The organism is Paraburkholderia phenazinium, assembly GCF_900141745.1.
In the GTDB taxonomy this organism is placed as follows: Bacteria; Pseudomonadota; Gammaproteobacteria; order Burkholderiales; family Burkholderiaceae; genus Paraburkholderia; species Paraburkholderia phenazinium_B.
In genome coordinates this window covers 113,623-128,960 of the sequence record NZ_FSRM01000002.1, presented here as the reverse complement: position 1 = coordinate 128,960, position 15,338 = coordinate 113,623, and the positions used below count along the sequence as shown (strand labels likewise).

The following is a 15,338-nucleotide window of genomic DNA, read 5'->3' as shown; positions in this document are numbered from 1 at the left end:
GGCAAAGTACGGGGGAAGGCGATCTCCAGCGATAAACTGGAGACGGCTGCTAGGCGCCGTTCCGGGCAGCGCTGGCATACCACTACATTTAGATGGCTGTCGGCGTACGCAGCGATTTTTACCCTGTGTTTCGTGGCCTTGCTGGGGTTTCTCGAATACTCGGTGGGCGCGGCGATGGAACGCGAAGCCGATAGTGGGATTCGCTGGCAGATGCGTTACTTCGATTCGAAGTCCGACGATCAGCTTGCCTCCGTCATCAACCAAAGGCTCGAGCGCGAAATCCGGCACACCAATTACTACGGCGTATTCGCTCCGGACGGTCATCGGATCGCGGGGGACATTGCCACGATGCCACCCGGGCTGAAGCTCGACAAAGCGGGCGAATCCCATAGCACCAGTATGGGACGCACGATCGAACTGCCGGATAACGCGTCGACGCCCACGGTGCGCGTGATAGGGGAACTCCGCGACAACGGCGTCAAGCTCGTCATAGGACGCAACCTGTCCGACGTGCGGCACGTGCGGGAGGAGCTGACCAAAGTGCTGATCGTCGGCGGCGTGCTGTGTCTCGGACTCAGTCTTGCCACCGGCCTGTTGCTGAGCCTGCGTCAGATGCGCCGTGTGGCGGACATGCGGCGCGTGACTACCCGCATCGCCAACGGGGATCTCGCGCAACGTTTGCCGACCGGCGGTCGTGACGAACTGGACATGCTGTGTCACCTCGTCAATCACATGCTCGATGAAGTCGAGCGCCTCATGAATGAAGTCAAAGGCGCATGCGATGGCATTGCGCACGATCTGCGTACGCCGTTGGTGCGTTTGCGTCTGCAGTTGGCCAATCTCGCCGAGCGGGTCCGGGCCACGGGCGACAGCGCGGCCGACTCGCTGCTCGCTAACGCGCGCGTCGAGGCCGACTCGATTCTCGAACGTTTCGGGGCGATGCTACGTATTTCGGAGATCGGAGCGCTACAACGGCGCAGCGGCTTCGACGTGATTTCGTTGCAAACGCTGGTCGACGAACTGTGCGAGCTCTATGAACCGCTGGCCGAAGAGAAGTCGATCACTCTGAAGTCCAGCACGGCAGCTGTCGGACCATTGCATGCTGACCGCGCCTTGTTGTTCGAGGCATTCAGTAACCTGCTCGACAATGCGATCAAATTCGCGCCCAACGGCGGCGAGGTGAGCGTCGATCTCTGGTCGAGCCAGTCGGGGCCCCAACTCGTGATTGCCGATAACGGTCCCGGTATTCCGGTGAGCGAGCGTAACGCAGTGCTAAACCGTTTTTACCGTGTCGAGCAGACACGTCACGTACCGGGAACCGGTCTTGGACTTGGCATCGTTTCGGCAATCATCCGGCTGCATGACTTCGAGCTGCGCATTGGTGGTGAAGACCGGGGAACGACAATCACAATCGATTGCTGGCCACACAACTTGCAGTAGGTCATAACGATAGATGAGAATCCTGCTGGTTTCTTCCTCCGAAGCGGAGACGGTTTACCTACATAAGGCATTCAGGGAAAGCGCGCATAGCGTCCAGGCAGCGGACAATCTCCGCTATGCGCTCTATCTTGCCTCGCATGAGGAATTCGATGCGATTGTCATTTCCGCTGTAGGCGTCACGTTGATGACCTCGCTCTTCGACGCGCTACCCGAACTGGCGCGGCTGCCACGTGCGCCGGCCGTGATCGTCGCGCTTGCCAGCGGCAGTTCGCAAGATCGTGCCAGGGTGCTGCGCGCGGGCGCCGACGCCTGTTTCGTGCAACCGTATTCGTTTCTGGAGATGCAGGAGCGCATGCTGGCGCTTCATCGGGCATCGGTGGCGCGCTCGGTTCAACCGTCGGCCACGCCAATCCAGCTAAGACTGGATCCACTCACGCGCGATCTGGTCGAGGACGGCAAGCGCGTGCTGATGACCAAACGCGAGTATCTGCTGATTGAATGTCTGCTGCGTCAGGTGAATGCGCCGGTCGCGAGAGATCAGCTGATCCGCTATGCATGGCCGGACAAGGAGGATGTCGATCCTTCCAGCGTCAACCTGGTGGTGTCGCGCCTGAGGCGCAAGCTGGAACTGAATGAGTTTAGAGCGAGGGTCGAGACGATTAGCCGCTACGGCTATCAGTTGGCTTCGCGTTGAACATTAAACGGTAAAGCCGCGTGGGTAGGAGAAGGAGCGGCCAGCCCGGCGCCGCATGAAGCGGGCATCACAAGGATAACTGAACATCTCGGAGAACTAAGGTGGCCGGATTGACCTGTTCGCGTTACGTGGGTCTGCCCACTGAAGCGGGCCGGTCATCCGGCGCGTATTGCTCAATGGTGGGCATATACGGTGCGGTCCAGATATGCGAGTTGCCCGTCCTGCTCGGCTGTGACGAGTCTCTGATACACCTGTGCGCGGGTTCGTCCCGCAACCGGTTGACCATAAGGTGCGACCCACTGGCCGGCTTGATCAGGCGTTGCTGCTGCGGTGGTGAAGCTGGAGTCGCTCGATGCCGCATGCGGATCGTATGCTCCCGTGTTGGTCTGGGCAAATGCGCTGCTGCTTGCGGCGAGGCCGATGAGCGCTGCCAGCATGAGGGTTTTCATGGCGGATTCCTTGTTAAGAAGGTGCAAAACCGGATGAAGCCGGATTGCATCGCGGGATGCCAGCCGGTGCACGCCGGCATTCCGCGACGCGCTTACGGATGGGCGTAGACGACCGTGTTCAGGTAGTTCAGCTGACCGTCTTTTTCGGCTTGTACGAGTTCGCCGTACACCTGGGCACGGGTCTTCGGTGCAATCGCCTGGGACGGTGGAACCCACGTTCCGGCGTCTTGCGGCGCGGCGTTCGACATTGCCACGGTGCTCGGGGCGTTGTTGGATGTAGCGGCAGTGGCGGGGTTGCTTTGGGCAAAGGCCGAGCTGGTTGCGAGAATACCCAGCAGAGCTGCGATCTTGATGGCTTTCATGACTGCTCCTCTATGAGGAAGAGATGGTTTAGGTCCGGGCTGTACCGCACAACGCAATGTGCGTCTCGGTAAGAAGCAGAATAGAGCGGTGGGCCTATCGCAACGCGAGCATGAAAGTGAAGAGATTTTTAATCGGCAGCTATGTTTAGCCGAGAATGTAACCGGAGCCTCTGACTGTGCGGATTTGCGGGTCTTCTCCCGCAGCGCCGAGCTTCTTGCGCAAACGCCCCACATGAACATCAATCAGATTGGTGCCCGGATCAAAGCGGCAACCCCATACGCCCTCGAAGATCATCGTGCGCGTGAGCACCTGGCCCGAATGGCGCATCATGTATTCGAGCAGTTTGAGTTCGGTTGGCTGGAGGTCGAGCACCTCACCGTGATGACTGGCCCTATGCTTGAGCAGATCGAATTTCAGTTCGCTCACCTGAAGGCTGGTTTCAGCCGTGCGCTGCGGGGTTTTGCGCCGCAGGAGCACCTCGGCGCGAGCGGCCATTTCTTCGCGCGCGAACGGCTTGGTCAGATAGTCGTCGCCACCGGCCCTTAAGCCCCTGACGCGTTCGTCGACATTCGACATGGAACTGACGAGCAGTACGGGCGTATCGATGCCTACGTCGCGCATGGTCGTGAGAATTGTCAAGCCGTCGAGGTCAGGGAGCGTGCGATCCAGTGTGACGAGATCGTAGGGGAACGCCATGATTTTGGCGATGCCATCGCGCCCGCAGCGTGCGACGTCGACCTCATAGCCAGACTCCGAGAGCGAGGTCACAATCTCGTGAATCATCAGTTCATCGTCTTCCACAGAGAGCACTTTGGGCATGGCTTATCAGCTTTGCGAAGAAGGAGGCACGAGTCGACCCTGCATTCGCACTGCTGACAATGCGCGCATGGAGGACCATCGGACAGATCACAGGGTCATCATCGCCGACGGCTGGTAACCTGGCGTCGCCACATGGATTAAGTGTTTTTAATGGTTTTGCAACGGAGCCGGGCGCGATGCGCGGCGTTATGCAGTGGCTCGCTACAGGCGGGAGCCGCCATGGCGTGAAGGTGTTTCGAGCCGAAATGAATGCGCGCGAGGCGTGGGCTCGGATTTAATTTGTGTCAGACTAGCTTGCTACCGGTTCTGCGGCCGCCAGCCTGCATGGCCTGCCGTCGAGGTTTCAGTCACGACACCACCGCGCGCGACATCATACACGCGCGTTTGGGCTCGCACGCAATCTGGACGGGCGGCGACGCAACACATTCCGGCTCCATTCATTATTCACTCGGTTTTTCATGCGCTCCAAGTTCCTCAAATGGTTTTTCATTGTCTGCCTGCTCGGCAGCGGCACGGTCTATTCCGCGTTCATCCTCGTGTTGTTTCCTTTCGCGGGAAGGTCCGGACGCTACTGGCTGGCAGCGCAATGGTGTCGTGCAATGGTTGCATGGATGCGTTGGCTACCCGGCGTGACCTGTTCGGTGGAAGGGCTTGAGCATCTTCCGGATGGGCCGTCGATTCTGTTGTGCCGTCACGAATCGACTTGGGAGACGCTGGCATTTCTCGCGCTGTTTCCACGGCGCATCAGTTTCGTCTTCAAGGAAGATCTGTTGCGCATTCCGTTCTTTGGCTGGGTGCTACGTGGCCTCGATATGGTGAGCCTGAACCGCGGGTCGCCACGTCAGGCTCATCAGGCGGTCACGCAAGAGTGCGCCGAGCGTCTCGCCAAGGGGGATGTCGTGGTGATCTTTCCGGAGGGCACCCGTGTGCCGCACGACGCGCCGCCTCGGCTGACCTCGGGCGGTATCCGTCTGGCATGTGCGACCGGTGCCCCGGTGGTACCGGTGGTGCATAACGCGGGAAAAGTTTGGCCGGCAAAAGGTTGGCCAGACAGGAAAGGGCATATTCGGGTCGTCGTGGGTCCCGAGTTTTCCTCTGTCGAGACTTCGCAACAGGAGTTGAGCCGGGCGGTTCACGACTGGATGAAAACGGCTCTGCTAAAGCTCTGATCGCTTGCGAAAATGCGCGGGTACGTTTTACCGGACTTTGGTATCCGATCAAGTATTTATTGCCTGTGAACTCACAATAAAGGCGTTTATGGCGGCCTGGGCTGCCATAAAAGCAAATGGCCCGCCGAGGCGGGCCATTTGCAGCAGGGGGGAACGAACGTCCCGGCCTGTTACAGCGGCGTGATGTTTGCCGCTTGCTTACCCTTCGGGCCTTGCTTCACTTCGAAGCTGACCTTCTGGTTTTCCTGCAGCGATTTGAAGCCGCTTCCCTGAACTTCCGAGAAGTGCGCGAACAGATCTTCGCCGCCGCCGTCAGGCGTAATGAAACCAAAACCCTTTGCATCATTGAACCACTTCACAATACCGGTTGCCATTTTTTAATCCATTCAATTTAAATGTCGCGTTCGCGTGTGCCGCGTCTTCGCCCCGCGACCGAACGCGAAGAATGACTTTGTACCACGCTGATATCAAACCTGCCAATCATGATGTTTCTGTAGGTCGCTTAAATCGGACAAATGCCAGCCAGGCGGTGTTGGGAAACTGTAATGTCAGGGTAGGGTAAACTGCGTGCACACTCTCCCGAGGAAATACATGAAACATTACTTGCAGGAAGAGTTGACATCGTTTTGGGGCCGTCTGACCCCTTACTTCGCGCTGCTGGAATCCGCGCAAAGCGACGTTCTGGAGCCGATTGGACGTGTCACTGTGGACACGGACGAGCGGCAGGCATTTGCGCTGCATACCACTGACGCCAAGCCGCAGGGCGATACGTCGGAGCTTCCGACGGGGCAAAGCGCTACTTATACGCGGTTGAAGGGCGATGGAGCGGTGTGGGGGCCGTGGTTCAGGGAAGCGTATTGATCTGGTATTGCGCTCGTGTCACTCGCGGTGCGTGAAGATTTGCGACAATGCTGGTTTGCTTTGGGTGCCTGCGGCGATCCGTACGTGGTCGTGGGCGCTTGCGCTTCCTAATTCACCTCGTTTCGACGTATGAGCAAGTCTGCATTCATTCCCAGTGTTCCAGCGAAGTCCGAGAGCGATTTCGAAGTCTCGGCTTCGACCCGACTCGCCGGGTATCGGCGGTTTTTTGGTGTCTTGAAGGTGGTTCGCAAGACCGATGGGAAGGTGTTGTTTCCATTCGATGGGGCGGGGGAGATTGGGCCTTTTGTTACCAAGGTTGAGGCGTTGGCTGCTGCGCAGGTGCGGGGTGAGGGGATTGTTGCTGGGGATTTGGTTCGGCCGGAGTTGTAGGGGGTTGGGGGTTTTTGCCTGCGGCGCCTTGGGTTGGTTGTTTTTCCGGCGGTGTTGGCCTTTCCTTGCATTGCTATCGGTCTATTAGCTTTGCCCCTGTGCGGGGCGGCACTTACTTTCTTTGCCGCCGCAAAGAAAGTAAGCAAAGAAAGCGGGCTTCCAACCGCTAGCCTGTAGGTGTCCACCACTTGTGTGAACACGGAGTGGTCCGCGCACGCATTGCGCCCTCGGACCACACCCGTCAGTGACACAGCGATCATCCGTTCCAGCGTCGCGCTTCGCGCCACGCCGTCGGGCATAACTTCCCCTGCGAACTGTGTAGGTATTCTAACTATTTTGGATTGCCGCTCCGCTCTGGGCGAAGCTGATAGACCGATAGCAGGGCAAGGAGAGGCCAGCTTTGCAGGAACGCGGTCAAGTGCCGCAGGCAAAAAGCAAACCTCGGTTCTTATTGCGCCTCCGCCTGCGCGCGACTCACCACTACATTCTCAGAAGCATTCCCGGCCACTGCGGGCTCCGCGTCTGCACGCTGCCCCATAGTCCACCCCGCAGGCTTGGTCGTCCAGGGACTGGAAGCCGGATCCCCTTGGTAAGTCATCCCCGCCGTCGCGGCACCATGCGCATTGCCGGCAAACGCCACACCCGACACCCCAAACGAAACCGCAGCCACTCCCGTCAAAACGACAGTCAGCATTGCCTTGTTCATTTCATTTCTCCCAGAATGCGATGCAGAAATTGCGCCGCGTCACTTCATATACGAGGTCTCCTCATCACTGGATGCACGGTGCAATAAAGTCGGGAGCCCCCGACAAGTCCCGCGCTCCTGGAGACGCGATCGGTAACCTCACGTTACCAATCTCGCATGCACGTTTCACCTGTAAATCCGAACTCTTCATAGACTCCCGTCACTGCCCGTGTCGCCGGTAGCACCCGGTCACAGGGCAATCACCGAGGTCGTGCGCGCTCGCGTGTACGTCGCGACCGGCATCGCGCACGGGTCGTACGTCGCCTTCGCGCGCCAGGTTCTTTTATGCGGGAGATCTCAATGCAGCGAACGCGTAACCCCCTCGTCACTGCCCAACTGGACGGCACGGAGCTGTGCGCCGACTATTGCGAGCAAACGGGGCGTCTTCGTGTTCTGCAGGGCACAACCGTCGTGCAGGAATGGTTTCCACCCAATTCGTGGATCGCCATTGCGTCAGTGGCCGGCGCCCGAAACTGGGGGACTCGGCCCGACTCGAATGAACTTCAAACTTTGCTCGCTAGTCAGGCATCCTTGTTGCGCCTCGGCTAGCGGCTCTGAGTGCGCCTGGTGGCGCATGTTCTCGACCTACCTATAAACCGGTGTCGCCAGCGCTTTACGACGGCTGCGCCTCTTTGAACCCGATCGATACGAACAAGGCTTCGGAGGCGGCATTGCCGGGGCTGATCATGGCGCAACAGCGGCAGTAGCCCAAGGTCGCAAGCGCCTGGGTCGCCGCTTGCAGAAGAAGCCGGCCATATCGCCGTCGGCGGTACTCCGGTGCGACAGCGATCGCTGCAATCACCGGCATCCCGTACGGCTCGTAATCGGTCGCGAGCAAAAACGCCGCACACTCGCCGTCGACGATGGCGACACGCGACGCCGCTGCGATGAACGGCCCATATTTGCCGTCGATGATCGCGTTCACCTTCCGCGCGGCCTGCTCCTCCGGCATGCCGTCGTCATCCACGGTGCCTTGAAAAGCGCGGTACATGATCGAGGCGATCGCGGGGACGTCCTCCCTTGCGATAGCCCGCGTGACCGCTGCGCATACGTCCGGGGCGGCGTGCGTGAAAAGCTCGAATTCCCATTTGCGGCGGGAGGACATGACTTGTGTTTCCCTCTGTACGGCAGATGTGATCGGCCTGGACCACGTTTCCAGACGGGGTCCGGCTTCGCATTTTAATTGCTCGTGTTTCACACCAGGCCTCGAACCATAACATGAGTTTTTCGAATGTTTGTGGCTCGAATTAGTCGCTTGTCGGTCCTCGCGACGCGGAGAAGAATTCTGCCCATGCACCGGCGGCGTGCCATTCATCGCGGCCGGCAATGTGTTTTTCGCACCACGCCACCTGGTAAAGACTATGCGACTCGAGCGGAATTTTGCTAACGGCCAGTTCATCGAACCCGCAACCGGCGACCTCATCTCCGTCTACAACCCCGCTACCGGCGCCCTGGTTGCCCAGGTCTCCGCTGCGTCGAGAGACGAAGCATTCGCCGCGGTCGGCGCCGCCGCCATTGCGCAGAAAGGCTGGCGTAAGCTGCCCGCCGCCGAGCGGGCGGTCCATCTGCACAAGCTTGCAGATGCCTTGACGGAATGTGCACCAGCTATCGGCGCCGCGCTCGCGCTGGAGTCCGGTAAAAGCGTCGCGGATGCCACTAACGAAGCTATCTATGCCGCTCAAATCACCCACTATCACGCGGAATGGGCGCGCCGCATCGAAGGCGAAGTCATTCCGAGCGATACCCCCGACGAGAATCTGGTCTTGCATCGCGAGCCGATCGGTGTCGTCGCCTGCCTGATTCCGTTCAACTATCCGGTCTACACATTGCTGCGCAAGATCGCGCCTGCTCTGATCTCCGGCAACACGGTCGTGGTGCGCCCAAGCAACAACACGCCGATCTCGGCATTCGAAATTGCCAGGGCAGTCGAACGCGCCGGTTTGCCGGCAGGTGTCGTGAACATTCTGGCCATGAGTCACGCGACCGCGGAAGACGTCTGCACGCATCCGGCGGTCGGCATGATCACGTTGACGGGCAGCGTCAGTGCCGGGCGCAAGGTGCTCGAGTATTGCAAGGCGAACATCGCCAAGCCGTCGCTCGAACTGGGCGGCAAAACGCCCGCCATCGTCGAGCCGGATGCCGACCTCGAAAAGGCCGCGCGCGAACTGGTGGCGTCCAAGACCACACATTGTGGCCAGTTGTGCACGGCGATCGAACGCGTCTATGTGCACGAGAGCGTGCACGATCGCTTTGTCGCGCTGCTCAGGCAGCACATGAGTGCGGTGAAAATCGGCGACCGCGCTGAAAACGCCGCCCTCATGGGGCCGCTTGTGAACGAGGCGTCGCGTCAGTCGATCCATGCAATGGTCATGCGCGCCGTGGAAGCGGGCGCCAGGCTCGAGACGGGTGGCGAGTTGCCCGGCGGCAACGGTTTCTTTTACCCGGCAACGTTGCTCTCGAACTGCAGCCAGGACATGGAGATCATCCAGGAAGAGACCTTTGGTCCGATCATGCCGGTCGTCAAATACAGCACGCTCGACGAAGCGCTTGGGATGGCTAACGATCACCAGTTCGGTTTGTCGTCAGTGCTTTACACCGAGAACTATCGTTCTGCGATGAAGATCGCCAACGGCATCGAAGCGGGGGAGCTGTACGTGAACCGCACGCCGGCCGACCCGTATCAGGGCTTCCACGCGGGCTGGAAGCGCTCTGGCCTCGGCGGCGACGATGGCAAGCACGGCATGCTCGAATTTACGCAGACACGCCTCGTGGTCATGAAGTACTAAAGGCTCGATACACACTCAAACCCGGCACGCTGCACACAGCGGCGCGCCCTTTCTGAACCTGCAGTCTCGCGCAAGCACGCTGCAACCATAACAAAGATATTGGAGATGCGACAAAGCCGGGGCAGCAATGCGCTGCAGGCCTTGTGTGTCTCTTAGGAGCACCCCAGTGTCATCTCAACCGGTTCAATCCAACGCCGCGCTGTCGGTTGCCCACGACGCAGCCGCCGTGCGGAAAAACGCTGCACAGCGCTATGTGCAACTGTTGCTGCTGGTGATCGCCGCCGGCGCGATTTATCCCATTCTTTATTTGCGGCAGGTGTATCAGCCGACCATGCTGGAGGTGTTCCATATCACCGACAGCCAGCTCGGCTACCTCTACTCGTCGCTTGGGACGATCTTCCTGATCAGCTATCTGCCGAGCGGCTGGCTCGCCGACCGTATCGCGCCGCGCATGCTCATCAGTTTCTCACTGGTCGCAACCGGCGCGCTGGGTCTGTGGTATTCGACCGCGCCGTCGTTTCATCTGCTGATGGTCATCTTCGGCGGCTGGGGCCTGTCGACCGGTCTGACGTTCTGGGCTGCCGTCATCAAGCGCGTGTCGATGATCGCCGGAGCAGACGAACAAGGCCGCTTCTTCGGTTTTCTCGACGGTGGCCGTGGCCTGATCGAAGCGCTGCTGGCGACCGTTGCGATCACCTTGTTCGCCTGGATGACGCAGACGCGTGGCGAACCGGTCGCGGCAGGTTTCAAGCTGGTGGTCTACATGTACGCGTTTCTGTGCATTGTGCTCGGCGTTGTGCTTGGTCTCGTGAAGGATCCGCGGGGTAGCAAAGCCGCGGCGGACCACGCCGCCATACGCAGGCGCAGTAACGTCTTTGTCGACCTGAAAACGCTCGCCTCGATTCCGGAACTGTGGCTGGTGGCCGCCATTGTGTTCTGCGGTTATCAGGTCTTCTGGGCGACCTACAGCTTTTCGGCCTATCTGCATGAAGGCGCGATTGGCCTCTCCGTGGTGATGGCCGGCACGATCACCACGCTCAAGCTGTGGATGCGGCCTATCGGCGGCATTGGTGGCGGTTTCCTCGGCGACCGCTTTTCCAAGGTCTCCGTGCTGGTGATCGCGCTGTTCCTCGCGGCACTCTCGCTGCTCGGACTGGTTGCTGCGCCTGGAATTGGCAGCCACGTGGCGCTGGTGCTCCTCGTGTTGTTCATCGGCATTCTGACTTACGCGATTCGCGGCTTGTACTGGTCGTTGCTCGATCGCTGCAATGTGCCGGTCGAAACGATGGGTCTGGCAATCGGTTTGATCTCGGTGCTCGGCTATTCGCCGGATGTCTTTCTGCCGCTTATCAACGGCTATCTGACGCAGACCTATCCCGGTGTATTCGGGTACCAGCTCTACTTTGGTTATGTAGCCGCAGTCGCTGCGCTCGGCGGCTTCGCTGCTCTTGCACTTAGAAACATGCTTAACAGGAAAGAAGGTCTGTAAATGAAAGTTGTCTCGCTCGAAACGCATATCGTCGCCGTGCCGCCGCCGCATCTGGGCGGCATGTACTGGATCTTCGTCAAGCTGAAGACGGCGTGCGGGATTGAAGGCGTCGGCGAAATCTATTCGGCGACGTTTCATCCGAATGCGATGACCCATCTCATCGACGATGTGTTCGGCCGCTATCTGCTCGACAAGGATCCGCATCACGTCGAGCGGCTGTGGCGTGAAGCCTATTCGAGCGGCTTTACGCAGCGTCCCGACCTGACCATGATGGGCATCGTCAGCGGCCTGGAGATGGCCTGCTGGGACATCATCGGCAAGGCTGCCGGCAAGCCTGTCTACGAACTGATGGGCGGCATGGTCAACGAACGGCTTCGCTCGTACACCTATCTGTATCCGAAGAATCGCGACGGCGAATACGATTACGACGATCCCGATCTCGCGGCCGAATGCGCGGTCCAGAACGTGAAACGCGGCTTCACGGCGGTCAAGTTCGACCCGGCAGGTCCGTACACCGCGTATTCCGGTCACCAGTTGTCGATAGAAGTACTGGACCGTTGCGAACTGTTTTGCCGCAGGGTGCGCGAAGCGGTGGGCAGCAAGGCCGATTTGCTGTTCGGCACACATGGGCAAATGGTGCCGTCGTCGGCTATCCGTCTTGCCAAACGTCTCGAGAAATACGATCCGCTCTGGTTCGAAGAGCCGGTGCCGCCGGGACAGGAAGGCGCGATGGCGCAAGTGGCCAAACACACCAGCATTCCTATCGCGGCTGGCGAGCGTCTGACCACCAAGTACGAGTTCTTCAAGCTGCTCGAGGCGGGCGCGGCATCGATTCTGCAATTGAACGTGGCGCGCGTAGGCGGTCTGCTCGAAGCGAAGAAAGTCGCGAGCATTGCTGAGGTGTACTACGCGCAGATCGCGCCGCATCTCTACAACGGGCCGGTGGGCGCCGCAGCGAGCATTCAACTGGCGGCTTGCACGCCGAACTTCCTGATTCAGGAAAGCATTGGGACGTGGGGCGGATTCCATGCGGAAGTATTGAAGACACCGATTCGCTGGGAAGACGGCTACATCATTCCGTCACGCGAGCCGGGTCTTGGCGTCGAACTGGACATGGATGTGGTGCGGCAACACTCGCCGTACAGCGGCGAACGCCTGCATCTGCAGATGGCCGCGAAGCCCGCCGACGTCAAGGATCTTGCGCCGGCCAAGGGTTGAACTTGAGAGTCAATTTCGCATTCACTGAAGCGGGCGCCATCGGGCGAACTACACCATGAACTACGACTACATTATCGTCGGCGCCGGCTCTGCGGGCTGCATCCTCGCGAATCGCCTGACGGCCTCGGGTGAATACTCGGTGCTGCTGCTCGAAGCGGGCGGCAAAGATAGCTCGTTCTGGTTCAAGGTCCCAGTGGGTTTCACCAAAACGTACTACAACGAAACCTATAACTGGATGTACTACAGCGAGCCCGAAAAGGAACTCGACAACCGGCCAATCTATTGTCCGCGCGGCAAGGTGCAGGGCGGCTCGGGATCGATCAACGCAATGATCTTCGTGCGCGGTCAACCGCACGATTTCGACGACTGGGCGGCCGCGGGCAACAAAGGCTGGTCGTTTAACGACGTGCTGCCGTATTTCCGCAAGCTCGAGTCGCATCCTCTTGGCAATACTGAATATCACGGCCAAGATGGCCCAATTCGCATTTCACCGATGAAGGATGCCGTACATCCGATTTGCCACGTGTTTTTGAAGGGCTGCGAGCAGGCGGGTTATCAGCGGACTCAAGACTTCAATGGTGCGCAGTTCGAAGGTGCGGGCATTTACGATGTGAACACGCGCAACGGGCAACGTTCGTCGAGCAGCTTCGAATATCTTCATCCGGTACTGGAGCGCAAGAATCTGAGCGTCGAACGTGACGTGCTGGTGAGCCAGGTGCTGTTCGACACCAACAAGCGTGCGACGGGCGTAGTGGTCAAGCAGGGCGGCAGCGAGCGCAGGTTTTTAGCGAATCGTGAGGTGATCTTGTCGGCTGGCGCAGTGGATACGCCGAAGCTGTTGCAGCTGTCCGGCGTCGGCGCCAAGGCGTTGCTCGCGCAGCATCGCATTCCGCTCGTGCATGAATTGCCGGCAGTCGGGCAAAATCTGCAGGATCATCTGTGCGTAAGCTTCTACTATCGCGCCAACGTGAAGACGTTAAACGACGAAATGCGGCCGCTGCTCGGCAAGCTCAAGCTGGGTCTGCAGTATCTGTTGACCCGCAAGGGGCCGCTCGCGATGAGCGTGAATCAGTCCGGTGGCTTTTTCAAGGGCAACGACCAGGAGGCGCAGCCTAACTTGCAGCTCTATTTCAACCCGTTGTCGTATCGCATTCCTAAGAGCAGCAAGGCGAGCCTCGAGCCGGAACCATATTCTGGCTTCCTGCTGGCGTTCAATCCATGCCGGCCGACGAGCCGCGGCACGATCGAAATCGCCTCGAACCGTGTGGAAGACGCGGCGAAGATTCGTATCAACGCGTTGACCACGGACAAAGACATCGACGAAGTGATTCAGGGTTGTGAACTGGTGCGCAAGGTGATGGCCACGCCGGCGTTGCAGGGCATCACGGTCGAAGAGATTTCACCAGGGCCGCAGGTCAATACGCGAGAGGGTTTTCTGCAGTATTTCCGCGAGCAGTCGGGTTCGATCTACCACCTGTGTGGATCATGCGCGATGGGCTCCGATGCGCAGACTTCTGTGGTCGACGAACGCCTGCGCGTACACGGCATCGCAGGCTTGCGCGTGGTGGATGCGTCGATCTTCCCGAACATCACGTCCGGCAATATCAATGCGCCGACGATGATGGTGGCGGAGAAAGGGGCTCAGATGATTCTCGAAGATGCGCTGATGGAAGTCGCGCTCAAGCGCACCCAACCGGAGTTAGCGGCGACGCATTGAGTATCAGCCGGGCGTCACGGCGCGTCGTGCAACACGGCGCGTCCTTGCGTCATATCCCGCAAGGCTTCGCGCGCCGCGTCCAGTGCGGTAACAGGCATGCCGATCGTCAGCCGCACTTCCATTTCATACCCGCTATCAGCAAGCGCATAACCTTCCTGTTCGATCCAGCGGCGCACGCGCGCTTCGTCGGGATAGCCGATCTCCACTGTCAACAAGGTTTGCGCAATCCGTTCGATGCGCGGCGCGTCCTGCAGCACACGAGCAATCGAATCGGCATACGCGCGCACGAGGCCGCCCGCACCCAGCTTCACCCCGCCATAGTAGCGCACGACGGCGGCCAGCACGCCGTCGAGATCGTGATGGCGCAGTACTTCGAGGATCGGCCTGCCGGCGGTGCCGGAAGGCTCGCCGTCGTCGGACATGCCGGAATGTCCCCCGGCGAGCAACGCCCAGCACACGTGTGTAGCAGCGGGATGCGTTTCACGCAGGCGGCGCAGTTCGACCATCGCAGCATCGCGGTCCGCAACGGGAATGGCATAGGCGATAAAGCGGCTCTTGCGGATTTCGAGTTCTGCAGAGACGGATGTTGAAAGAGTGTGACTCACGTTGATGGAACTCGATTAAATCATTTGCCTGAACGCCGTTTTCTGCCGCACCTATATTGACCCCGATGGACAGGCTACGACATGATATGCCTACACGGTGCCTGGATGGACGGGGGATGAAACAAGAACGCTTCACAGCGGCGCGCATCGACGCATCCGCTTGCCAATCACGACGTGCGAGGGGCCGTCTGCTACCGCTCGTGGCAACGCTGCTTTTCTCAGCGCATGGGACGGTCGCTTTGGCTGGCGATATCGCACGGGATACCCCGGCCGCATCCATGGCGCTCGCTGCAGGGCTTTATGCAACGCCTGGGACGTCCACGTCCGTATCGGTCGTGGCGACCCCGAGCGTGACCGCAACCGCGCTTCCCGCGGAAGCTCCGCCGAACAAAGTCTCCGCGCCGCCGCCTGTCGTGATCGCATCGGCACTTCCCGCGAAGGTCCCCGAGACCACCACCAACTGGATCAGCTACGTGGCCCTGATCGCGGGCATTGTGGGCGCGATTACGGGCATCGCCGGGGCCATCATGGGCGCCTTGGGCCTTCGCAGAGCCAGCAGGCATTGAGCCAACGGTCAACCTTTCATTAGGGTT

The 15,338-nt window shown here is 59.7% G+C and carries 17 protein-coding genes; 10 read left to right on the top strand and 7 right to left on the bottom strand.

Translation table 11 applies throughout. From position 1 onward, the window contains the following. Positions 1-36: 36 nt before the first annotated feature. Both BUS06_RS20685 and BUS06_RS20680 read left to right on the top strand, forming a co-directional pair. The gene (locus BUS06_RS20685) at positions 37-1,440 is read left to right on the top strand and encodes a sensor histidine kinase (protein WP_074269212.1); all 1,404 of its coding nucleotides are present in this window, start codon (positions 37-39) and stop codon (positions 1,438-1,440) included. Between the two features lie 13 nt (positions 1,441-1,453). Further along, complete coding sequence (locus tag BUS06_RS20680) at positions 1,454-2,134, top strand: response regulator transcription factor (protein WP_074266318.1); 681 nt, start codon at positions 1,454-1,456, stop codon at positions 2,132-2,134. A 173-nt stretch (positions 2,135-2,307) separates the two neighbouring features. On the opposite strand, the gene BUS06_RS20675 is transcribed toward BUS06_RS20680, so the two are convergent. The 3 genes from BUS06_RS20675 to BUS06_RS20665 form a co-directional block, all read right to left on the bottom strand. Then, positions 2,308-2,583 carry a hypothetical protein gene (locus BUS06_RS20675; RefSeq protein ID WP_074266317.1) on the bottom strand — a complete coding sequence of 92 codons (276 nt, stop codon included), beginning with the start codon at positions 2,581-2,583 and terminating at the stop codon, positions 2,308-2,310. 92 nt (positions 2,584-2,675) lie between these two features. Continuing rightward, positions 2,676-2,945, bottom strand: a complete 270-nt coding sequence (locus BUS06_RS20670; protein WP_074266316.1) for a DUF4148 domain-containing protein — start codon at positions 2,943-2,945, stop codon at positions 2,676-2,678. 145 nt (positions 2,946-3,090) lie between these two features. Next, entirely contained in the window at positions 3,091-3,765 is a 675-nt protein-coding gene (locus BUS06_RS20665; RefSeq protein WP_074266315.1) for a response regulator transcription factor, read from the bottom strand. Positions 3,766-4,223: 458 nt separating this feature from the next. On the opposite strand from BUS06_RS20665, the gene BUS06_RS20660 reads away from it, so the two are divergent. Next, positions 4,224-4,934: a lysophospholipid acyltransferase family protein gene (locus BUS06_RS20660; protein ID WP_074266314.1), complete on the top strand. Its 711-nt coding sequence runs from the start codon at positions 4,224-4,226 to the stop codon at positions 4,932-4,934. Positions 4,935-5,104: 170 nt separating this feature from the next. On the opposite strand, the gene BUS06_RS20655 is transcribed toward BUS06_RS20660, so the two are convergent. After that, on the bottom strand, positions 5,105-5,308 hold the full coding sequence (locus BUS06_RS20655; RefSeq protein WP_074266313.1) for a cold-shock protein: 204 nt from the start codon (positions 5,306-5,308) through the stop codon (positions 5,105-5,107). A gap of 217 nt (positions 5,309-5,525) precedes the next feature. Between BUS06_RS20655 and BUS06_RS20650 the strand changes: the two genes are divergently transcribed. Together BUS06_RS20650 and BUS06_RS20645 are read left to right on the top strand one after the other, a co-directional pair. Continuing rightward, positions 5,526-5,795 carry a hypothetical protein gene (locus BUS06_RS20650; protein ID WP_074266312.1) on the top strand — a complete coding sequence of 90 codons (270 nt, stop codon included), beginning with the start codon at positions 5,526-5,528 and terminating at the stop codon, positions 5,793-5,795. Positions 5,796-5,924: 129 nt separating this feature from the next. Continuing rightward, positions 5,925-6,185 carry a DUF6723 family protein gene (locus BUS06_RS20645; protein WP_074266311.1) on the top strand — a complete coding sequence of 87 codons (261 nt, stop codon included), beginning with the start codon at positions 5,925-5,927 and terminating at the stop codon, positions 6,183-6,185. Positions 6,186-6,633: 448 nt separating this feature from the next. Here the strand turns inward: BUS06_RS20645 and BUS06_RS20640 are convergent, their stop codons facing one another. Together BUS06_RS20640 and BUS06_RS37895 are read right to left on the bottom strand one after the other, a co-directional pair. After that, a complete protein-coding gene (locus BUS06_RS20640) occupies positions 6,634-6,891 on the bottom strand; it encodes a hypothetical protein (protein ID WP_143787625.1) in 258 nt (85 codons plus the stop codon). 652 nt (positions 6,892-7,543) lie between these two features. Continuing rightward, the gene (locus BUS06_RS37895) at positions 7,544-8,035 is read right to left on the bottom strand and encodes a GNAT family N-acetyltransferase (protein ID WP_074266308.1); all 492 of its coding nucleotides are present in this window, start codon (positions 8,033-8,035) and stop codon (positions 7,544-7,546) included. Positions 8,036-8,291: 256 nt separating this feature from the next. Between BUS06_RS37895 and aldA the strand changes: the two genes are divergently transcribed. The 4 genes from aldA to BUS06_RS20610 all read left to right on the top strand — a co-directional run bounded on the left by aldA (position 8,292) and on the right by BUS06_RS20610 (position 14,140). Further along, positions 8,292-9,716, top strand: a complete 1,425-nt coding sequence (gene aldA / locus BUS06_RS20625) for an aldehyde dehydrogenase (protein WP_074269211.1) — start codon at positions 8,292-8,294, stop codon at positions 9,714-9,716. A 166-nt stretch (positions 9,717-9,882) separates the two neighbouring features. After that, positions 9,883-11,205, top strand: a complete 1,323-nt coding sequence (locus tag BUS06_RS20620) for an MFS transporter (protein ID WP_074266307.1) — start codon at positions 9,883-9,885, stop codon at positions 11,203-11,205. Beyond that, a complete protein-coding gene (locus tag BUS06_RS20615; protein WP_074266306.1) occupies positions 11,206-12,423 on the top strand; it encodes a mandelate racemase/muconate lactonizing enzyme family protein in 1,218 nt (405 codons plus the stop codon). Between the two features lie 55 nt (positions 12,424-12,478). After that, complete coding sequence (locus BUS06_RS20610; protein WP_074266305.1) at positions 12,479-14,140, top strand: GMC family oxidoreductase; 1,662 nt, start codon at positions 12,479-12,481, stop codon at positions 14,138-14,140. Between the two features lie 14 nt (positions 14,141-14,154). Here the strand turns inward: BUS06_RS20610 and BUS06_RS20605 are convergent, their stop codons facing one another. After that, positions 14,155-14,745 carry an IMPACT family protein gene (locus BUS06_RS20605; protein ID WP_074266304.1) on the bottom strand — a complete coding sequence of 197 codons (591 nt, stop codon included), beginning with the start codon at positions 14,743-14,745 and terminating at the stop codon, positions 14,155-14,157. Positions 14,746-14,861: 116 nt separating this feature from the next. On the opposite strand from BUS06_RS20605, the gene BUS06_RS20600 reads away from it, so the two are divergent. Next, positions 14,862-15,311 (top strand): hypothetical protein, encoded by a 450-nt coding sequence (locus tag BUS06_RS20600; protein ID WP_074266303.1) that lies wholly within the window; start codon positions 14,862-14,864, stop codon positions 15,309-15,311. The last annotated feature ends 27 nt before the right edge of the window (positions 15,312-15,338 follow it).

What these genes read in the sequence shown, in the direction of transcription:
- BUS06_RS20640 (WP_143787625.1), bottom strand. Translation starts at nt 6,891, where the DNA reads ATGAACAAGGCAATGCTGACTGTCGTTTTGACGGGAGTGGCTGCGGTT.
- BUS06_RS20675 (WP_074266317.1), bottom strand. Translation starts at nt 2,583, where the DNA reads ATGAAAACCCTCATGCTGGCAGCGCTCATCGGCCTCGCCGCAAGCAGC.
- BUS06_RS20665 (WP_074266315.1), bottom strand. Translation starts at nt 3,765, where the DNA reads ATGCCCAAAGTGCTCTCTGTGGAAGACGATGAACTGATGATTCACGAG.
- aldA (WP_074269211.1), top strand. Translation starts at nt 8,292, where the DNA reads ATGCGACTCGAGCGGAATTTTGCTAACGGCCAGTTCATCGAACCCGCA.
- BUS06_RS37895 (WP_074266308.1), bottom strand. Translation starts at nt 8,035, where the DNA reads ATGTCCTCCCGCCGCAAATGGGAATTCGAGCTTTTCACGCACGCCGCC.
- BUS06_RS20610 (WP_074266305.1), top strand. Translation starts at nt 12,479, where the DNA reads ATGAACTACGACTACATTATCGTCGGCGCCGGCTCTGCGGGCTGCATC.
- BUS06_RS20680 (WP_074266318.1), top strand. Translation starts at nt 1,454, where the DNA reads ATGAGAATCCTGCTGGTTTCTTCCTCCGAAGCGGAGACGGTTTACCTA.
- BUS06_RS20660 (WP_074266314.1), top strand. Translation starts at nt 4,224, where the DNA reads ATGCGCTCCAAGTTCCTCAAATGGTTTTTCATTGTCTGCCTGCTCGGC.
- BUS06_RS20650 (WP_074266312.1), top strand. Translation starts at nt 5,526, where the DNA reads ATGAAACATTACTTGCAGGAAGAGTTGACATCGTTTTGGGGCCGTCTG.
- BUS06_RS20670 (WP_074266316.1), bottom strand. Translation starts at nt 2,945, where the DNA reads ATGAAAGCCATCAAGATCGCAGCTCTGCTGGGTATTCTCGCAACCAGC.
- BUS06_RS20615 (WP_074266306.1), top strand. Translation starts at nt 11,206, where the DNA reads ATGAAAGTTGTCTCGCTCGAAACGCATATCGTCGCCGTGCCGCCGCCG.
- BUS06_RS20655 (WP_074266313.1), bottom strand. Translation starts at nt 5,308, where the DNA reads ATGGCAACCGGTATTGTGAAGTGGTTCAATGATGCAAAGGGTTTTGGT.
- BUS06_RS20600 (WP_074266303.1), top strand. Translation starts at nt 14,862, where the DNA reads ATGAAACAAGAACGCTTCACAGCGGCGCGCATCGACGCATCCGCTTGC.
- BUS06_RS20645 (WP_074266311.1), top strand. Translation starts at nt 5,925, where the DNA reads ATGAGCAAGTCTGCATTCATTCCCAGTGTTCCAGCGAAGTCCGAGAGC.